Here is an 18306-nt window from a genome sequence, read left to right on the forward strand (position 1 = left end):
GCGAGCGCGTCGCCATTCTCGCATCGTGGAATCAGCAACGACGATCCCGTGAAAACCCCCGCTTCTTCAGCACAGCCCTAACCTGCGACGCCTCGCGCTTTCCCTAGTACTGTTTTTAACAGGTTGCTGAAATACACGTCAGCAGAAGCCGCGTTCCTCTAACTGCGCGGCTATTGCGACGAACTTTTCGCAATGTGCAATTGCATCGCGCATTCAACGTCTTTTGCGACGGTTTGAGGCTCGGTTTTGATGTCGTTACCGTCATTTGCGCCACTACGGACGGACTTGCCCCAGTGAGCGCATGCGCACCAGGTTGTATGCGGCCATATTCAAAACGAAGAGGTGGTCGACCTTCTCCAACCCCCGTACCATCACTTGGTGCATCCGACCGACGGTCTTCACCCAGCCAAAGCCTTGTTCGATCAGCTTGCGCTTTTGCTGCGAAACGGCATAGCCCACGCTGCAGGCTATCGCATCAGGCACCGCTGAACGCCGCCCTGAGGTGTTTTGCGCTACATGCGGGCGACCTTCATTTCCCGGCAGGCTTCGATGAATTCCTTCGCGTCGTAACCCTTATCAGCGCCTACGGTGATTTCGACCGCAGCGTCTGCCACTTGCCGCGCATCGTTGATCATGACCTTGGCTGCTTCGCGTTCGGCATGTCCGTCAGCGCAGCTGACTCGGGCGTTGACCACCAGACCGTGGCGGTTGTCGCTCAGCGTGCGGCCCATGAAACGCAACTCGCTGGCCGTTTTGCCTTTGCGATAAAGCCGCGCATCGGGATCGGTCTTGGATTGGTGTGTCTGGTTGCTGCGCTTGCTGCCTCTGAAGTCGCCGCGACCGTCATCATGGTCTTTGTCTGCGCCATCCTTGCGCACAAAGCTCTTATGTCCGGCCCACGCCTGGATCAGCGTGCCGTCCACACTGAAATGCTCGCCCGACAACCAATCCTTCTGTTGCGCGACAGCCAGCACTTCGTTAAAGAATTCAACCACAGCATCATGCTTGATCAGACGCTCGCGGTTCTTCGTGAACACCGTGGGCACCCATACCGCATCATCCATCGACAGCCCTATGAACCAGCGAAACAGCAGGTTGTACCGCGTCTGCTCCATGAGCTGACGTTCCGAACGATTGCTGTACAGCACTTGCAGCAGCATCGCTCGCAGCAACTTCTCTGGCGCGATGCTCGGCCGACCACCCTTGATGTCGGCCTCGTACATGCCGGCGAACAGCCGATCCATCTTCGCGAGCGCCTCGTTCACCATGAAGCGCCTTAGCGGCCTTCCACGATGACGCACGTTACTTGGTATTTCAGCAACCTGTTAAGGGTGCGGGCCTGCGCGCCACTCGGGTGATGCTTGGCGATGCGCGACCCTCGTCGCCGCGGATCATACGAGTTCTCTTGATTCGTCGTTTCGACCGCCTATTTGCCTTGCCCAATCAACTTCGTCGCGAAGCGCGATGCGACTGCTCGCCTCTTCCTGGCGCCTTGTGCGCGCTCGAAACGGGCCTCGTCGAAAGCAACGCGTTCTCTGGTGGGCGCTTCACTCACTCGTTGACTGATCCAGATCAAGCGGCGCGACGCCTGACCGTGAAAGAATCGGCTTGACCTGCCCTTGGGGCGCCGGCACTTGTGAGCGTGAAATCCATGATCGAACCTCTATCACAAATCGGATCGGCAGTGCTGAATGCACCCGCTCCGCGTCATTTGGAAGACGCGTCGCCCCACGTCATCGAACTGTCAAGGCCACGGCGCAGCGGCGTCTCGCCGTTGCTGAATGCAGTCGCTGTGCATCGTACCTCGCCTGACCGCGTCCATAGCGACGTCCTCGGCGAGTTGATATGGGTCGCCAACGGCATTAGGCGCGACACGGACGGTGCACGCGAGGCGCGGTCCGCGCTCGGTGGTTATGAAATCGCCATTAACGTGCTGCCCGTAACCGGCCTGTCTCGATACGAGCCTCTCGATGGTCGGCTCGTTCGCGCCGCGCTCTTCGATCCGCGCGCGACCACCGGCGATCAGGATTTCTTAGCCTATGCGCCCGTTGATCTTCTATGGCGATGGCCTCGCATACAGGACGCGTCCACGCTTCAACGCGAAAGCGTTGCGTACGCACGCGCCGGGCCGGCCCGGCAGAACGTTTATCTTCGTTGAGCCTCAGTGGGCCTCGCCGCGGCAGCGCGGATGAACCACACGACGCTGGCCGTGAATGTGAATCTGCCCGTCGAGTGGAGCGCTCTGCTGACGCAAATCGCGGGTCATTTTGTCCACGACTAGTAAGCCAACAAGCGACCACTATCGCTCAGGAGCTGGCATGACCATCACGACGGAGCGCGCTGCACTGCGCATGATTAAGCTTGATCACAAGCGTCTGGCAGCTGTCACGGCCGCCATGCTCGAGTTCGTCCGAAGGCTTGGCGACGGTACATCGACGCCCGATCCGATCGTGCTACGCGCAATGCTCTACTACATTCGAGAATACCCGGATCAGATTCATCATCCGATGGAAGACCGCTCTCTGTTTGCCGCGCTGAGAAACCGCACCGACGATTTCGACGAGGTGCTGGACGAAGTGCAATGTGAACACATCGAAGGCGATGTGCGCCTGCGGAATCTGGAGCATGCGTTGACCCGCTATGAACTGAAGGGAGATGCAGCACTATTGAACATGCGAACGTTGATGGAGCAATACGTTGCGTTCTGTTCGAATCACAGGCGCGTCGAGGAAGCGTTGATTCTGCCTGCCGCCGAGCGCTTTCTGACGGAGGCCGACTGGACGAAAATCAACGCCGCTTTCGAACGCCGCTACGACCCGTTCGGCGAAACGACCTTCGACGGCGAGAGCCTAGACAGCCTTTATCGTCTAATTGCGAATGCTGTGCCAGCGGCCGGCGAGATTCGGCAGGACGTTTGAAGACAATGGCGAAACAAACCGACGGCACTGCAGAGGCCTGAACAACGAGCGCTCGCGCCCGTTGTGCGCTCGGCGCGACGATCTTCTATAGAGTGCGCACGCGCGGGCTGCGCAGCTATCTTTCGACGTTCGTACAACCGACATGGGTCATGATCCCGCTCAACGTGGTCGAGCAGATCATGCGCACCTTTTCCCTGTTGGTGCGCCTGTTCGGCAATGTGATGAGCGGGGTGGTCGTCGTCGGTATCGTGCTGTCGCTCGCAGGCCTGCTGGTGCCCATTCCGCTCATGGCTCTCGATCTGCTGACCGGTGCAGTGCAGGCCTACATCTTCACTGTACTGGCGTTGGTCTTTATTGGCGCCGCGCTCGCCGAAGCTTCTCCCACCTCCTCAGACAAACAACCAGACACATCATGAACAGTCTCCTCCAAGTGGTTAGTATTGTTGCAGCGGCGCTCGCCGTCTCGTGCGGTGCGATAGGACCGGCGCTCGCCGAGGGCCGCGCCGTCGCCGCCGCCATGGACGCGCTCTCGCGCCAGCCCGAATCGGCGGGCACGATCTCGCGCACGCTTTTCGTCGGCCTCGCGATGATCGAGACGATGGCCATCTATTGCCTCGTGATCGCGCTCCTGGTCTTGTTCGCCAATCCGTTCACCAGTTAAGCCCGGGACTGCCATGCATATCGACTGGTGGACGCTCGGGCTGCAGACAGTCAATGCCCTGGTGCTTGTGTGGCTCCTGGCGCGCTTCCTGTTCAAGCCTGTTGCCATCATGGTCGCCGAGCGTCAACGGGCCGCAGCATCGCTGATCAACGATGCTGCCGCGGCCAGAGACGCCGCCGTCAGCGCTCAGAAGCAGGCCGCCGCGGCGGTCGCACGGCTTACGCAGCGGCATGCCCATCTGCTCGCCGCGGCGAGCACCGAGGCTGCCGCGCTGAAAGCGTCGCTGGAACAGGCCGCGCACGCCGACGCAGACCGCCTGCGGGGTGCCGCCCAGGCCGAGATCGAGGCGATGCGCCGCGACGCGGCCCAGGCGGACGCCGATCGGGCCTCGTGCTTCGCACTCGATATCGCAGCAAGACTGCTCGACCGCTTGCCACAGGAAGCGCATGTTGCGGGCTTCATCGCGGGGCTGGATGAGGAACTGGCAAAGCTGCGAGCCGAGACACGGGCGCAACTGGCTGCCGACGGCGGCGCACTGCGGCTGATCGCCCCTCGCTCCTTGCATCCGGATGAACTGGCCGCCTGCCGTATAGCATTGGCTCGCGTGCTGGGCCGCGAACCGCCCTTGCAGGTGACGACAGATGCAACGGTGCTAGCCGGCCTCGAACTGGAGGCGCCGCATGCGATCGTGCGTAACAGCTTCCGTTGCGACCTGGCTCGTCTCAAAGTGGAACTGCTCGCCCACGACACCACCCTTGCCTGATTGCGCCGACGATGCCTGGCTCGCCCGCAGCCGCGCAACGCTGGCCCGCGCCCGGCTGGCTCCGCACGCGGAGACGGTGGGACGCGTCGACCAAATGGCTGACGGCATCGCCCTGATATGCGGTTTGACGGACGTTCGACTGAACGAACTGCTGCCCTCGAAGGCGACCGGCTCGGTTTCGCGCTCACGCTCGATGCCGACGCGATCAGCGCCGTGTTGTTCGTAATCGCGCAAGAGCACGGACCGGCCGTGGGCTGGTCCGCGCCGATGGTCGCCCATACCGACGAGGTCGCGGCGCTCGCCGACCGCATCACCGCAGCGATGTACGAACGTCTGGCAGCCGGCGGCGCCACGCGCGTCACGGTGTTGCATGCCTTCCGCAACTCTCTACGGTGATCGAGATTTACAAGCAATCCTTAGTGCCATTTGACTTCGCACGGTTTGCCGTATCGGCGCGGCAGATCGCGCCGCTCGTCACGCTTGCCCCGCAAAGATTGTTGGCACGGCTCGCCGAGGAGTATGTCTTCGCGCAATTGTGCGAAGCGATCATGCTGTCCTTTGCGGCGGAAAACGAAGCACGCATGCGTGCGATGATCGCTGCGCGCGCCAATGTTCACGACAAGCTCGAGCATTTGATCGGCGACTCCCAGCGCCTGCGTCAGGAAGAGATCACCGCTGAAATGGTCGAGCTTTCCTCTGGCAGCCTCGCCTCCGGCAGCATAGGTCGCAAGCAAGACCGGCCGCGGTGAGCGCTTGTGCAAGCACCGCCCGAACGTGCATGAATCGACTCCACAGGAATGCCAGGACCTCGCTGAGGCGACTGCGCAACGCTATGTCATCATCAGGCGCCCGAATACGGCCACCTTGTCGAGATCCAGGACAAACGCGAAGACAACAGCCGCGCCTGACACGGCGCCGACCCACAGGAGTGGCAAGGGTGACATCAGTATCCCGCGCGTTGCTAAAGTCGCAATGAGCGCCACGTCTACCACCGACGACAAAACCGGCCAACGGCCCGGATAAGAACTCCACAGACGCCGGCGCTCGCGGACCACGTACAGGACTGCCTGACCACTGAATGCCAAAATGACGACTGTGAGCGTTTGCAACTGGCCGGTCGCGAGGTCCAGCCAGAACTTGCCGACGGCGAGCAGTGCACTGCAAAAGAGCAAATTGCAGCACGCCAGCACAATGCCCGCGATTTTGTCACATGGTTGATCTGCCAGGTATTGGGCTTCTGCGATGGCCGCACGTTATCGGTGGTCGACGACATGGCGAGAAAATCGCCCGTGATCATGAGCACAACCATCAGCATCGGCGTCAGGATTGCATGACCGGTCATGATGAGGCCAGCCGTCGGGAATAGCATTTGATCGAGTTTGCGCGTAACTGACCTCAGCATATAAGTGAGGATCCGCTGGAACGTGATCCGCCCCTCGCGTACCGCGGTCACGATGCCGCCAAGGCCTGGCTCGGTCAGCACGATACCGGCCGCCGACTTGGCGACGTCGGTAGCTGTCGAGACGGCAATTCCCATTTGAGCCTGGCGCAGCGCAGGGGCATCGTTTGCGCCGTCACCGCACATGCCGACAATATGACCGCCGCTCTGGAACGCCTTGACAATGCGGAATTTGTCCTCGGGGAAAATACCGCCGAAGACTGCATAATCTTCGGCACGCAATGACTCAGAAGGCGGTCCAGGCGGACAGACTGCACCATCGAGCCCAACCGCGTGGGCGACAACGCCGGCCGTCGCCGTCGCATCGCCCGTCACCATTACAGTATGCACGCCCATCTCGAGCAGATTGGCGATCAGCCGGGCCGAATCGGCTCGAGGCGGGTCGCTCAACGCAATCAGACCGGCGAGTTTCAGGGTATCCGGCGCGCCCACTCCGACCGCCAATACGCGAAATCCCTGCGCCTCTAGCGCTTGCGCCGCGGCGCTCGCATCGGGTGATGATTGCGTCAACGCATTTACTCGCTCAAACGCTCCTTTGACTATCCGAATAGCGCGATCGCCCGCATCCGACGCGAGCGCCTCGGACATCTTGTTCGCCGGGTCAAATGGAACAAACTTGGTGAGCCTTGGCAGATCCGAGGTCGAAGCGCCGCGGGACGCATTGCGGATCGCCGTATCGACCGGATCCTGACCACCTTCCGAACTCGCCAGCGCAGCGAGTCCGAGGACAAACGGCTCATCGAAGCCTGCCATAGCGCGCACCGCATTGACCGTCAGTTCATTTCGCGTCAATGTGCCCGTCTTGTCGGCACAGAGAACGTCCATCGACGCCGCCTCGTCGATCGCGGACAATCGCGTCGGAAGAACGCCTAGCTTCGCGAGCACCCTTGCACCTAAGGCGGTTGCCAGTGTGAAGGTCGCCGGCAGTGCGACAGGAATTGCTGCCAGGATGGCGGTGAGCGCGAGAGGCACGATCTCTACCAGCGGCATGCGCAGCGAGGACGCGTAGCCGATCTGGACGAGAACGATCACGCCGTTGAACATGGCAAGGTTTCGCACCACCCGCATTACGGCCTGTTGCAGCGAACTGGTGGCGTGAGCGATACGAACCAACTCGGCGGTTCGCCCGAATTTCGTGCGGCTGCCGGTAGCCGTAACTTCTGCAACGGCTTCGCCGCGCCGGACGAGTGTCCCGGCGTCGGTCTGCAAACCTGGACCGCCTTCGATGGGTAGCGACTCACCCGTGAGGGTCGATTGATCGAGCAGTACCTCCCCTTCGAGCAGGCACACATCGGCGCCCACAATGCAGCCGAGCGAAAGCTTCACGATATCGCCCGGCACCAGTTGGGCGACCGGCAGGCACACATCGGCGCCCACAATGCAGCCGAGCGAAAGCTTCACGATATCGCCCGGCACCAGTTGGGCGACCGGCACCGTCTTCCACGCACCGTCACGCCGAACCGGGGTGACCAGTGCGAGGCGCGACTTCAGTGCTTCCAGCGTTGCCGGTGCCCGGTTCTCCTGAAAGAAGCCCAAGGCCGCGTTAAATGTCAGCAGCGCCGCAATCACTGCTGCTTCAACATATTCGCCGAGAATCAGTTGCAGCACGATCGCCGCTTCCAGCATCCACGGAAACCGGTGCCCAGCATTTCTCTAGCGCACGACGCCATGGAGGAGTCGTGGTGTCTCGCGTGCCGTTTAGGCCGAAGACTTCCAGCCGACGCTGCGCCTCATCGCTCGTCAAACCACCGGGTGGTCGAACTTCGAGGATGTCCGCTGAGGTTTCAGGTAAGGAACTCATCACAAACTATTGACAAATGGAAGGCTCGTGAGCGTCGGTCTCTCGGATTGCCCGAAAGCGTCCGCCGATCGCCGCACCCTTCGCTGTGAAACTGCTACCGATGTTTATCCGTCCGCCCGGCAGTTTCCTCGCTCACGCGGATTTCGTCGCGTACATTATGCACGCCGTCAAGCGAGCGAACCGCATCGGAGGCGAATTTTTTTGCAGCCGCCGATGATACTGTTCCTCGCAGTGTTACCGCCGACTCAGCGACCACGACTTCGATACTATCGGCTTCGATGTCGGCTGCTTGGCGGAGTGCCGCGTGAATACCAGCGATCACCTCCATTCGAATCTGTCGGTCACTTACCCGCAATGCATTCACTATTCCAGTGATGCCCATCAACGGCACGATTGCGCGCTCAGCTAGCCTCCTTTGAAACGACCATGGCACTTCGCCCGATAACGTGACACAGCCGTGCTCGACCAGAACCTGGATCGCATCATCGGGAAGGCACGCCTCCCACTTCAGCGCCGCCCGAGCGTCCGCTGCGACTTTCGCGTCCGTGCTTCGCGTGGCAAATGGCAGTTCCACGACCAGACAGTTGTCGATGGAAGCAACGCCCGGCATGCGCCGCACGGCCTCGCAGACGGCCAGCTTTTCCGAATAGCTTTGGACGGTCCCGCCCAGCGTCACGCGACCGTCATGGACATTCGCAGTAGTCGACTTGGAAACAATTCGCGGGTCCCGCTTGAGCGTATCCTCGATCTCAACAAACAGCGCATTGTCGCTCTGTGGCGAACCCTTGGTAGGGATTCGCTCACGCGCTTGCTCAATTGCACCCGGCGTCTCGACACTCGCGCGCGGTACATTCAGTGTGTTCATTCAGTCATCCGTCACGAAGTCAGCATTGAGTTCGACCACATCGCGTCGATCACCGTCAAAATCACTCCAGTGAGATCGCACTGCCTGAGATGAACGCCACAGCGGCATTCCTCAGCGCTGCCGACCATGCGCATACCAGCGCCCCACCGATCGCTAGCGCGGGAGGAACGGCTACCCAGGTCGATCTGCCATAGTTCGCTAGCCACAAACCTCGCGCCGTCGAAACTGAGCCATCCAAGAACCGACAGACTGTTGGCGCGCCCCTCATCCATTACGCTGCCGATTCATTCATCAGCTACGAGCCAAGAATGTCTAGACATTGATCGTCTTTGCGGCTTTGAGCCGAATCCACGTCATTCCTTCGCGCAACCCGGCCAGAACGGCATCGCGTTCGTTGTCGAACGTGCGCGCGAGTTTGAACCGGTGCATGAAACGCCCACCTTCCACGTTGTGCTGCTCGACGCCGATCGAGCATACGACGCCTTGCGGCGTCTGGTCCGTAGTGCAGGTGACGCTCCATTCTGCGTTGTGCACTTGTCCCTTGAGCGTCATGATTATCCTCCTTCGATAATGATTGAATTGCGTGCAACGCGCGTGCTAGCGTTCGAGCATACGAGTACCGAGCGCGTTATATCCGGGTGCAGATTCATGGCTCGCTGTATCACGATTACACCGGCGCTTTCGAGAAATACGTTCCCACCAGCGACAGGTCGAACATCAGCGCTTCCTTCGTGTCGACGAAGCCCATAATGGCGTGGCGTGCCGTGTTAGTGTCGAATTGCCCGCTCTTGCCAACCTTGAAGAGCGCGACGGATCTGTCAACGCCGACTGTCCAGCTCTTGCTCTCGCGGAACCGGTCCAGCGATTCTTTGGTCAGGAAGACGAGGATGACACTCTCAGTTTCATAGCCGAGGCGCGCGCCGATGGTCGCAGTTCTTGCGTTGTAGTATTGGTTCGGGGCGCCGGGAACGCAGAGTACGCCGCGTCCGTATTCGACACCAAGAACCGCGCCGCCGGCGCGAACGTCCGGGAATATAAGCACCCCGTTGGCGGAAGAGATCAGTTCACGACTGTCAGGCGCCTTTGTGTAGATCCCTTCCAACGCGGCACCAGCGTCGGCGTCGGTCTGCTGCAGCATGGCAGCCAGACTCTGGCCCGCCGAAGCGTCCTGTCCGGCGAAAGCGGCAGGTACCATCGCGACAACGCGGCCATTGCCAGGGCTGGATGAGCACATCCGTTGAACATGGCAAACATCTCTCAAGCGAATGAAGGTTGAACACGTTACGCATGTAACGGCATGCCCAGTCTAGGCGTGTCACCTCCCAATTCTCTTTGACTCATGTCAACGGATGGATGATTATGCGCAGAGCGGTTCGTGCGTCGGCTAACCGGCTCGGATCGGGTATGTCGCCGATCGCCGGCCCCTCCACCGTTCCTATTATTCTAGAATCCAATTGTTGGCGTTCCCGATGAATCACGGCGATGTGATCCGGACAAACCGGAGCAGCGCGTTCGATGAAGCGTAACGGCGACAGCGGAACGTAGTTCGCTCTATCCTTGTCAAGTCCAAAATTGTACGGGTCAATGACGACAGCGAACCAGACGGAGACTATTGTGAGCGAGCCACGGGGTTGTTTTTCGGTAAACACGTGCGACACGAACAACCTTCGTTTGCTGCAGTACGCGTATTTTCTTATCGCTTTTATATCGGTCTTGGCGACGAAGCGAAAAGCGCTTCGTCTCGACCCACGTGGGACGCACGATGAGCGGCGTGTCATTGAGAGCGAACGTGACTTTCGTCCTGCGTGGCCGAGCGGAGCTAATCCGACCAAGCTGCTTCACGAAATTAACGAAGGTGCGCGCAACTATGAGGGAACTCGGTACGATGCCGTACCGTACGTTGCTTGAACGGCGCCCGTCAGAGCTGTCGAGGGGGCAGCATCCTCAGAAGCGCGCCCAGTTCCTGCCTCTCGCTGGCGCGTGGGGTGATAAAGCTGATCCATTTCAAACCGTCGCGCGCGTCCGAAGCTTAATCTCAAATCATTCGATGACATGCTCGTATTTCGGCACAGCAACCAACACCCGCACTCGGCAAACACAACTGATTGGGAGACCCTCCTTTGCACGCATCCGATGTAATGACCTACAACGTTATAGGGTTTGACCGGTATTGCGATCCACCGATCACGAAAAATCCGGGGACGAAGAACCCCTTTCAGCATGTGCCTGAGTGACGCAAGTGCCGTGGCGGGATGCGCACGGGCACAGGCGACAGCAGCCGCGAAAGGTGAAATGGGCCATTGCCGGACCGCTGCGCTGACACCACCGAAACCCGCGAAACGCAAAAGCGCGGCGCTGACTGTCGCGTGTACCGAGTAAGGCCGGTCCTTCTGCGCGAGTCCCATTGCATGTACCCGGGCCTGACACATCACTTGAGCCGCATGGCATTCTTGACGGACTTGACGCCGGCCAAGCCGCGCGACCTCGACCGCCCGGTTGTTCCACCTCTGAAGCGTCGCGAACACCGCGGCGTGTAGTCTGCCAACCCGGTCCCCAATTGCGACAGAAAGGCTTCAGAACGGTCAGGTAAGATCAGCCCCCATCCAGTCTGGAACTGGCGCTCGCGCGGGACTGCCGGTCGTTGCTGATATCCGGTGACAAGTTGGTTCAATTGGACCCTTCGCTCGAGCGGTGAATCTGGCGGGCGTGGCAGGCGATTCCAATCTGTTGGGGTGGACCCGGCCACTGATCGCGCGAACCGGGGCCTGAACTATAAGGCCGGCCGGCCGCACTGAACTGCTTGCCGCCTCGGGTATGGCCGGCTTCTGGACACTTCACCGAGGCCGGAAAACTGGTGTTTTCGGTGCGGCGGAGGCGTCGTGCGAGCAATGACGCGAGAAGCTCGACGGACGGCATAGCAACTCCCATGAAGGCCGCGACTCACGCTGGCTCCAGCTTCGCGGCGAGTCAGGACTACCGGGCCAGCCCACCTGTTCGACATTCAACATCATTGAGCAGGATCAAACGTAGCAGCGAAGGTTTGCCGATACTGAAAGAAACGTGATCTTGCCGGCGCAGTGGCGGGCATCGGCAGACGACGCGAACGGCGGTCATATGCGGAATATTGTGCGACCGGTGTGCGTGGGGTCGATTACGGCGAGCCGGCGAACCGGCGAACCGCGCTGGCGTCCCGCGATATGAACTCAGGAGGGAATCATGACGACACTCGACCAGACCAATCGGCCTTCGACAAGCGGTACAGGAACCGCGATTCTGGGCAGCGGGACCGGCGACGGCCCCGGCCCCTGATGGCGGCTGATGCGCTGAAGGGCAACAACCTCTTCACGTCTGACGGCGAGCACATCGGGAAAATTTCCGAAATTACGCTGGACGTGCGCGGCGGCCGGATCGCCTATGCTGTCCTGGCAAGTGGAGGCTTTCTCGGAATGGGCGAAAAGCCTTACGCCATTCCATGGAGTGCGTTGACCCTGGGCACGGACGAAAAGTGCTTCGGCTCGACGTCACTGCGGACCGCGTGAAGAATGCACCCTGCTCGGACGAGGACCATTGGGCCGCGATGGGGGATGCGCAGTGGTGTTCGTCGCTTGACGAGTACTACAACCAGCAGCCGTACTGGTTAGCCGCGGGACGTTGCCGAGAATCGCCCGCTCGAACGCTGAAACGCACGCCCGCCGGTTGGACCGTGTCAGAACCTAACCGCGGCAGATCACAACATCATCCACGGATGAGTTACGCATTGGAGGTTGACCATGAACAAGGATCAAGTCAAGGGTACTACAGAGAAGGTGAAGGGCAAGATCAATGAGACCATTGGTCGGGTCACCGGCGACACCAAACAGGAAGTCAAAGGCGATCTCCAGCAGGCAGCCGGCGAAGTTCGGAAGAATGTCGGCGATGTCAAGGAAGCCGTCAAAGATTCCCTGAAAAAACCCGTCTGAGCATCGCATATCGTGGGCGCGCTTACCTTGCGAATGGAAGCCCGGCCACTTGTGTGTCGCCTGGCGGGAGCTGTGGTGCATTGGCCAAGTGCCACCTGACAGACATGCACCCGCACAAAAATACGGGTGCGCCTTGATCCCCGTCCGAACCCTCGAATTACTCGTTTCCAGTGGCGCCATTTCGGCGAAAACGCCCGGCGCCATTACGCCGAAAAGTGACACAGCGCACGCGAACGGTCTCAGAGGGGCGTGCCGACACCTTCAGCCTACTTCGGAGCAGCCGATCGCAATTGACGCAGGTCAAGCTCGGATGGCGGCTCGATTCAGGCCTGGCAACCGATCAAAGTCGAATCCTTCCAGCGTCTTCTGGCTGCGGAAGTTGGCGCGTCGCATGCGCAAGCTGAGCTTCTTGTTGTCGCGTCGGGCAACCTCGTCGTGAATTAACAGTGAGAGAAACTCAGTGAAGGCCAGCTTGCGATCGATGGCCTCTCGATTTCGCGCTTCCAGCGAATCGAGGATTCCGGACAAGCGCAGTTGTTTGAGCAGCGGAGTCAGATCAGGGATGGGGTGCATGGCTGGCATTATTGGAGAATGGTTTGTGTGTTGCGGCAGAAACGGCCCCCTTCGGTGTAGGTGCTCGCCAGCGCATCAAAGGCGTTTAACAGCGTTAGCTGACCTTCTGCCCCTGGTCTTGGAGCCGCATCAACGCCACGCTTACGGGCGATATCTGCAATTGTTTCGAGTGCCAATTTCAAATCGTTGGTCTTGTCAAAGAAATAGTTCGCGCCAGCCGATAGGCATGCTTCACGTGTCGGTTTGCTCGACTGGTTGGTCATTACGACCGAAATGAGCGAATGGTCACTGCATGCGAGGCGTTTAAGAATATCTAAGCCGTTGCCCTTTGCGAGCCGCAGATCCACGATCACAAGGTTTGCATCGCTTGCCGCAATTTCAAGCAGTGCCGTATCTGCATCGGCGGCTTCGCCGACCACCGCGACACCGTCGATAGCGCCGAGGAGTGCTGCCATCCGCCGTCGGACGAGGAACGAGTCCTCGACCAGGAAAACTTCAGCAAAGCGTGGGATGGGGTCGGGTTCATGTGCAGCAGTATCTCCGTTCCCGCGCCTGAGAAACATCGGCTCCGGCTGAGTTGCAAGTGGGACAATCGGAAGGCTTGTAGGGAATCACCTACGCAGCTGTTGCTTACCGATGCCGTCAGGAGATCCGCATAGCCACGCTGGTGCGAAAAATTTCCAACTATAATCAGTTAAAGCTTCGCTCCCACCACTTTTCGGCCGAAGCTTATTCGCGATTACAAGACGTCGTTATGTCGTCCAATTCTTGCTCGAACTCGTAAATCCCAGGCCGAGCACATCCAGCTTGACGGTGCTTGTGCCACGTTCAGGGAAAGGACCATGATCAACTCATCAACTCCGTGCGCGTGAGCGGCGGCCGAAGCGAATCGAAAACGTGATATATGTCTGCTCGACGCCGCGCGATATCGACGATTCTGGGCAGGCGCGAGCGAAGGCCCTTGAGTTCGATTGCGGTAGTATCGTTGGCGACGACCGAAACAAGTTTTGATCCGGCCGCTCGCCCTAGAGAGCGCCGACCGATTTTGGTCGACGATGATCGTGGCCGCAGGCCGTGGTTGATCCATATCAACGCCTCTGGAAGACTTTGCATTAAGCTTTATCTTCAACCCTCCCTGGTGCGTGTCGAAGCCTTTCTAAAAACTTTGCTGCGGACGGAGAAAAGCTAATGCGACCATTCGATTCGACTTCACGAGGGGATTAGTGGAAGACCGTCGCACTTATATCGACCGTGACGAATGAATGCTGCTCAGGTGTTCGCGGACAACCGCGTCAGTGGTGCTCCCGCCATCGGCAAGAGGAATCGGGAGGCTTTGAAACTCAACCAGTACCAGTTGATCAACGCGATACCTCACTACGCTCTGATCGGCGCACGACTTCTTTACGCGGCTGTCGACGAGACGTAGAGCTGGTAGACGGCAGCCAGCGCGGTTCGGGAAAGCGTATTGCGTCAGCCACCCGATGACCCCGCACTGCCGCGTATGAATATATACCAGCGGCCTGATCCACCCGACCCGAAGGAGCGAACATGAGCAAGCCCACCGTAGCCGAACTAATGGCAGAAGCGTTCACCTCTGGTCGCGATCCTCGATCCGCCGAGTACATCGCTGGAGTCCGCTCGATATTGGAAAACTGCATCGAGGGCGCCGCCATCGTGCTGCCCTACGCGCTCGGCACCACTCAAGCCGACGCTTTTCTTGCTGGCCAGGAGGAAGGCAGGGTAATCTGGCGCGAACTGAGGCAGGATTGAACGTGTTCTCGCGACGCTGCCGACGGCGTTACAGTTGATCGCCCAGGAGCACGATGTGCTCGTCGTAGTAGCGACGCAGTGCCGCGAACCAGCGCGTCTGTGGCACCCTCCAGGTTTCGAGCCGGGTCGGCGACGATGTCAGAGGCGATACGCGTGCGGATATGTTCCTGAAGATCACTTTGCAAGCTGCTTGCGCATCGCTTGCAATTGCGTTCGTCGCGCGGCGGTTGTTTTAGGAAAGGTCATCCTAAGCCCTTCTAAGGCATCGACGAGAACCTGGGACACGATTAGCCGAGCGTTTTCCTTGTCGTCAGCGGGTACGACGTACCAAGGTGCATCAGTTGTACTCGTCGCCTTCAGGCACCCCTCATACGCGTTCATATATTGCTTCCAGAATTTCCTCTCATTGATGTCCGCAAGGCTTAATTTCCAGTTCTTTTCTGGGACGTCGATACGTTGAAGGAGACGCTGTCGCTGCTCCTCCTTCGACAGATGAAGATAGAATTTGATGATGCGGGTTCCGTTTATCCAGAGGTGCCGCTCGAGATCAATGATGGATTGATACCGGTCGCGCCAGACTCTGTCGCCGTCGAGCCGCACGCCCGGGACGCCTTCGCTGCGAAGAATCTCAGGGTGGACTCGGGCGACGAGGACCTCCTCGTAGTAGGATCGGTTGAAGATACCAATCCGCCCGCGCTCAGGTAGATCGCGAGTGGTCCGCCAGAGAAAGTCGTGCTGTAACTCTTCGGTGCTCGGATGCTTAAAGCTGAATACCTGGCAGCCTTGCGGATTCACGCCAGACATCACATGTTTGATCGCACCATCTTTTCCTGCCGCATCCATTGCCTGGAAGATCAGCAGGATCGCATATCGATTGGATGCGTACAGAAGCTGTTGCAATAAGCTAAGCCGGGCAACGTGCTCTCGGAGCAGCTTTTGATAGTCTTCTTTTGACGTGTATGCCGGCCCTATCCTCGTCGGCCACTTCCGTAGATTGAGCTCGCATCCTTCCGGAATGAGAAAGTCGCTCGAACTGATTTTCATATAGTTTCCCTCTGTTTCGCCGCTCGCCACGTCAGTCAGATCTTTCCTTTTCGAGCGCCCGTCAAGGATGGCTCGTGGCACCGCGCCAAACGACTCCCCTAGCAAGCACTGCCCTGTAGCGATGCGCACTCGGTGTGCAACTTACAATCTCGCCCTTCGTGGATCCCGAGGGACGCAGATCCTGAAGCCCTTCGTTCAGCGTTAGAGCAACGGCGTCGCGCCTAGTGCCCCGGCGCACGTCGGGGTGCCCAGGGGATCGTCGAAGGGATGCGGTGCGTCGACCCTTATGATCGTTACAACGCGCCATCAACGTCAATGTGGTAACTTCCAACGGCTCACGCAACGCTCGAAGCGGGCGGAGAGGGCAACTGTCTGTCTATATGTGTATCGCCGATCACAGTTCGAATCAAGCGAATTCGCAGGTGGACCACTCGAGCATCTGTCGTCCCTCTGCCGAGAACACCAGCCACGCTTCGCTGCCGGCGCCCGTTGGAAGACGGCTCGTCGCGTCAGCTGATTACAAGACGGTCGACGAGAGCCTTCACGCCAGGCGTCCAGCGCGCCGCTCCCCACACGACAGACCGCTCAGCCAAAGAACTGAGGCGACCGGACAGTGTGACCTTGCCGTCGTCGACCTCAATGCCAAGATGCTTCAGTTCGCGATTCGTATGACGCTGAATTGCCCTGCGGATGTTGTACTCGATGTCGACCGGCGAAGCGGAGCCACGGATTCTGATATTGTTCGTCACTCCCGTGACGCCCCGCATATGAACGATATTCTTCTCGGCGATATGGCTGCGGTAACCGTCTTGTACTTCGCCGCTCAAAGTCACCCATCCTTTCTCGACCTTGATCTTGATAGCATGTTCTTGCAGCCCCGTAATCCAGTCGAGGACCGCCCGCACACCCAAGGCGACGTCCTCATCGGTTCGTCGGTCTGGCTCGCGAAGCTTCACGTCAATGCCGATTACGACGGCGACGACATCGGCAATTCTGAGCGCAGACTTCTCCGCGGCGATCTTCTGCGCATAATCCGCAACGTGTCCGCTCAAGGTGACGATGCCTCCAGACACGGCAACGCCTATCCCATTTGCGTCGACGGCCGGATTTTCCATTAGTTCTTCCTCGACTTCCTGCCTCAGTTGACTGTCCGACTTCATGGCTGTTGCCCTCCTTAATTCAGTTGCAGTCAGTTAACTTCTACCATGTCAAGCCCGGTAATTAGTCCCGGCGCCCTCTCGCCGAACTAGAACGCTTACCTCAGCCTAGTGCTGCTGCGGCCGATGGAATTGATCAATGTCAATCTTGATGCAAGGCAAGACGCCGGGATACTGGAATAACAGCGGTTCGGCATACGGCGCCGCACCTTAACTATGAGCCATCCAGCGTCCCGGCTGCTACGACAGGTCGTTCGAAGCATCTTGCGTGCGTCAGTTACCGCACAGGCATCATGTCGGATCGGCCCGGTACCACCCTGCCCGCGCCAGGTGTCACAGCGCGCCCTGCTCTCGCTCGATGGAGAGCGCAATGTGCCGATGCGGCGAAGCTAAAGTTTTTGTCGTGGCGCAGAACCCGCATCCTCTCTTCCCCTTTTGAGTCCGACAATGCAAGGCCTTTCGCGGCATGGGGAGGATTTCAGCCATGGGCGCGAAACAACAGATGAGTTTCAATCGACGCTTTTTGGACGTTGACGAATGCTCGATCTAACGCTCTGACTTCACTTCGGGATTTCGTGTTATCGGTACGCCGGCAACCAGACTCCCGCCGGAACAGGTGTTTCCTGACCCGTGCATAACGGTCGCCGCGATCTACCGGCACGCACGATCTGGCCTCTTATGTGTGTTGGCACCGTCGCAGATGATCAGCAGCGGCTGGCCGATCTGTTGCTTGAGGGCCGACGGGACTCAATGATCTGTTTGCTCCTGACGGCGCCGGCGAAGAAACGAAAATAAAAGCGCCATCATGACTGTCCGGCGATTCCCGACATCTGCTTCCAGGTAAAGCGTTGCTGGATCACCGGTGTCTGGCCTTTGGCCGCCCAGGTGCGGGTCACCGGGGATTGCTCGGACAGCCCGGATTCGACACGTCCTTCAGGCGGCTATTTTTTTAGCGCAGACCAGCTCTTGCGCTTCCACGTCACGATGGCCTGCTCGTCGCGTCGCAGTGCGCGTTTCTCCGGCTTTTGCGGCGAGAAGCCGGGCCTGCGCAATAACTCCCAGCCGCCGATATTGCTCTTCTTGACGCCGATTTCCCGCTCGATCAGCACGCGCACCCGTTTGACCGTCCAGACCTCCGTGGGAAATCCCGCAGCTAGCGCACCTTTGACGAGCATCGCACACAGCGCCTCGCACGGCGCGGCGTCCAGTCACTTGGGCCGGCCCGGCTGTTTGGCCTTGAGGTTGCCGAACGCTCCTAAGGCTGTGCTGAAGAAGCGGGGGTTTTCACGGGATCGTCGTTGCTGATTCCACGATGCGAGAATGGCGACGCGCTCGC

General features: G+C 59.4%; 18 protein-coding genes and 4 pseudogenes. 11 read left to right on the forward strand and 11 right to left on the reverse strand.

Translation table 11 applies throughout. From position 1 onward, the window contains the following. Positions 1 to 273: 273 nt before the first annotated feature. Positions 274 to 1313, reverse strand: a pseudogene (locus AWB65_RS31750) (IS5 family transposase). Between the two features lie 329 nt (positions 1314 to 1642). On the opposite strand from AWB65_RS31750, the gene AWB65_RS31755 reads away from it, so the two are divergent. From AWB65_RS31755 to AWB65_RS31785, 7 genes and pseudogenes are all read left to right on the forward strand, one after another. Beyond that, entirely contained in the window at positions 1643 to 2158 is a 516-nt protein-coding gene (locus AWB65_RS31755; RefSeq protein WP_125474267.1) for a SagB/ThcOx family dehydrogenase, read from the forward strand. Between the two features lie 160 nt (positions 2159 to 2318). Next, the gene (locus AWB65_RS31760; protein WP_087660621.1) at positions 2319 to 2918 is read left to right on the forward strand and encodes a hemerythrin domain-containing protein; all 600 of its coding nucleotides are present in this window, start codon (positions 2319 to 2321) and stop codon (positions 2916 to 2918) included. Positions 2919 to 2959: 41 nt separating this feature from the next. Beyond that, positions 2960 to 3334, forward strand: a pseudogene (locus AWB65_RS31765) (F0F1 ATP synthase subunit A); the annotation flags it as partial. Further along, complete coding sequence (locus tag AWB65_RS31770) at positions 3331 to 3579, forward strand: F0F1 ATP synthase subunit C (RefSeq protein WP_087670839.1); 249 nt, start codon at positions 3331 to 3333, stop codon at positions 3577 to 3579. The pseudogene AWB65_RS31765 and the gene AWB65_RS31770, both read left to right, overlap by 4 nt. Before the next feature lie 13 nt (positions 3580 to 3592). Continuing rightward, positions 3593 to 4342 carry a F0F1 ATP synthase subunit B family protein gene (locus AWB65_RS31775; RefSeq protein WP_087670840.1) on the forward strand — a complete coding sequence of 250 codons (750 nt, stop codon included), beginning with the start codon at positions 3593 to 3595 and terminating at the stop codon, positions 4340 to 4342. Positions 4343 to 4459: 117 nt separating this feature from the next. After that, complete coding sequence (locus AWB65_RS36750) at positions 4460 to 4738, forward strand: hypothetical protein (protein WP_200821846.1); 279 nt, start codon at positions 4460 to 4462, stop codon at positions 4736 to 4738. Further along, on the forward strand, positions 4735 to 5091 hold the full coding sequence (locus tag AWB65_RS31785) for a F0F1 ATP synthase subunit gamma (protein WP_159907882.1): 357 nt from the start codon (positions 4735 to 4737) through the stop codon (positions 5089 to 5091). The genes AWB65_RS36750 and AWB65_RS31785 overlap by 4 nt, the downstream gene beginning before the upstream one ends. A 236-nt stretch (positions 5092 to 5327) precedes the next feature. Here AWB65_RS31785 and AWB65_RS31790 read toward each other — a convergent pair whose 3' ends face one another. The 5 genes from AWB65_RS31790 to AWB65_RS31810 all read right to left on the reverse strand — a co-directional run bounded on the left by AWB65_RS31790 (position 5328) and on the right by AWB65_RS31810 (position 9605). After that, positions 5328 to 7427 (reverse strand): HAD-IC family P-type ATPase, encoded by a 2100-nt coding sequence (locus AWB65_RS31790; RefSeq protein ID WP_235007931.1) that lies wholly within the window; start codon positions 7425 to 7427, stop codon positions 5328 to 5330. After that, the gene (locus AWB65_RS37305) at positions 7378 to 7602 is read right to left on the reverse strand and encodes a cation-transporting P-type ATPase (RefSeq protein WP_235007933.1); all 225 of its coding nucleotides are present in this window, start codon (positions 7600 to 7602) and stop codon (positions 7378 to 7380) included. The genes AWB65_RS31790 and AWB65_RS37305 overlap by 50 nt, the downstream gene beginning before the upstream one ends. Positions 7603 to 7696: 94 nt before the next feature. Next, entirely contained in the window at positions 7697 to 8467 is a 771-nt protein-coding gene (locus AWB65_RS31795; protein ID WP_087660701.1) for a BON domain-containing protein, read from the reverse strand. A 312-nt stretch (positions 8468 to 8779) separates the two neighbouring features. Continuing rightward, the gene (locus tag AWB65_RS31805) at positions 8780 to 9019 is read right to left on the reverse strand and encodes a hypothetical protein (RefSeq protein ID WP_087648941.1); all 240 of its coding nucleotides are present in this window, start codon (positions 9017 to 9019) and stop codon (positions 8780 to 8782) included. Positions 9020 to 9134: 115 nt separating this feature from the next. Next, positions 9135 to 9605 carry a lipid-binding SYLF domain-containing protein gene (locus AWB65_RS31810; protein ID WP_159907885.1) on the reverse strand — a complete coding sequence of 157 codons (471 nt, stop codon included), beginning with the start codon at positions 9603 to 9605 and terminating at the stop codon, positions 9135 to 9137. A gap of 2078 nt (positions 9606 to 11683) precedes the next feature. Here AWB65_RS31810 and AWB65_RS31815 point away from each other — a divergent pair. After that, a pseudogene (locus tag AWB65_RS31815) lies at positions 11684 to 12147 on the forward strand (PRC-barrel domain-containing protein). A gap of 90 nt (positions 12148 to 12237) precedes the next feature. Continuing rightward, complete coding sequence (locus AWB65_RS31820; protein WP_087660531.1) at positions 12238 to 12426, forward strand: CsbD family protein; 189 nt, start codon at positions 12238 to 12240, stop codon at positions 12424 to 12426. A 309-nt stretch (positions 12427 to 12735) separates the two neighbouring features. Here the strand turns inward: AWB65_RS31820 and AWB65_RS31825 are convergent. Both AWB65_RS31825 and AWB65_RS31830 read right to left on the reverse strand, forming a co-directional pair. Next, positions 12736 to 12999 (reverse strand): annotated as a pseudogene (locus AWB65_RS31825) (ATP-binding protein); the annotation flags it as partial. An 8-nt stretch (positions 13000 to 13007) separates the two neighbouring features. Further along, positions 13008 to 13562 (reverse strand): response regulator, encoded by a 555-nt coding sequence (locus tag AWB65_RS31830; protein ID WP_087660530.1) that lies wholly within the window; start codon positions 13560 to 13562, stop codon positions 13008 to 13010. Between the two features lie 695 nt (positions 13563 to 14257). Between AWB65_RS31830 and AWB65_RS36485 the strand changes: the two genes are divergently transcribed. Both AWB65_RS36485 and AWB65_RS31835 read left to right on the forward strand, forming a co-directional pair. Next, positions 14258 to 14425, forward strand: a complete 168-nt coding sequence (locus tag AWB65_RS36485) for a hypothetical protein (protein WP_159907892.1) — start codon at positions 14258 to 14260, stop codon at positions 14423 to 14425. A 122-nt stretch (positions 14426 to 14547) separates the two neighbouring features. After that, positions 14548 to 14769, forward strand: a complete 222-nt coding sequence (locus AWB65_RS31835; protein ID WP_087660560.1) for a hypothetical protein — start codon at positions 14548 to 14550, stop codon at positions 14767 to 14769. A 174-nt stretch (positions 14770 to 14943) separates the two neighbouring features. Here AWB65_RS31835 and AWB65_RS31840 read toward each other — a convergent pair whose 3' ends face one another. The 3 genes from AWB65_RS31840 to AWB65_RS31850 all read right to left on the reverse strand — a co-directional run bounded on the left by AWB65_RS31840 (position 14944) and on the right by AWB65_RS31850 (position 18145). Next, positions 14944 to 15813 (reverse strand): ADP-polyphosphate phosphotransferase, encoded by an 870-nt coding sequence (locus AWB65_RS31840; protein WP_087660562.1) that lies wholly within the window; start codon positions 15811 to 15813, stop codon positions 14944 to 14946. Positions 15814 to 16322: 509 nt separating this feature from the next. Further along, positions 16323 to 16973: a BON domain-containing protein gene (locus AWB65_RS31845; RefSeq protein WP_087660561.1), complete on the reverse strand. Its 651-nt coding sequence runs from the start codon at positions 16971 to 16973 to the stop codon at positions 16323 to 16325. 938 nt (positions 16974 to 17911) lie between these two features. Continuing rightward, entirely contained in the window at positions 17912 to 18145 is a 234-nt protein-coding gene (locus AWB65_RS31850) for a helix-turn-helix domain-containing protein (RefSeq protein WP_087660648.1), read from the reverse strand. Between the last annotated feature and the right edge of the window lie 161 nt (positions 18146 to 18306).

The organism is Caballeronia humi, assembly GCF_001544475.1.
GTDB lineage: Bacteria > Pseudomonadota > Gammaproteobacteria > Burkholderiales > Burkholderiaceae > Caballeronia > Caballeronia humi.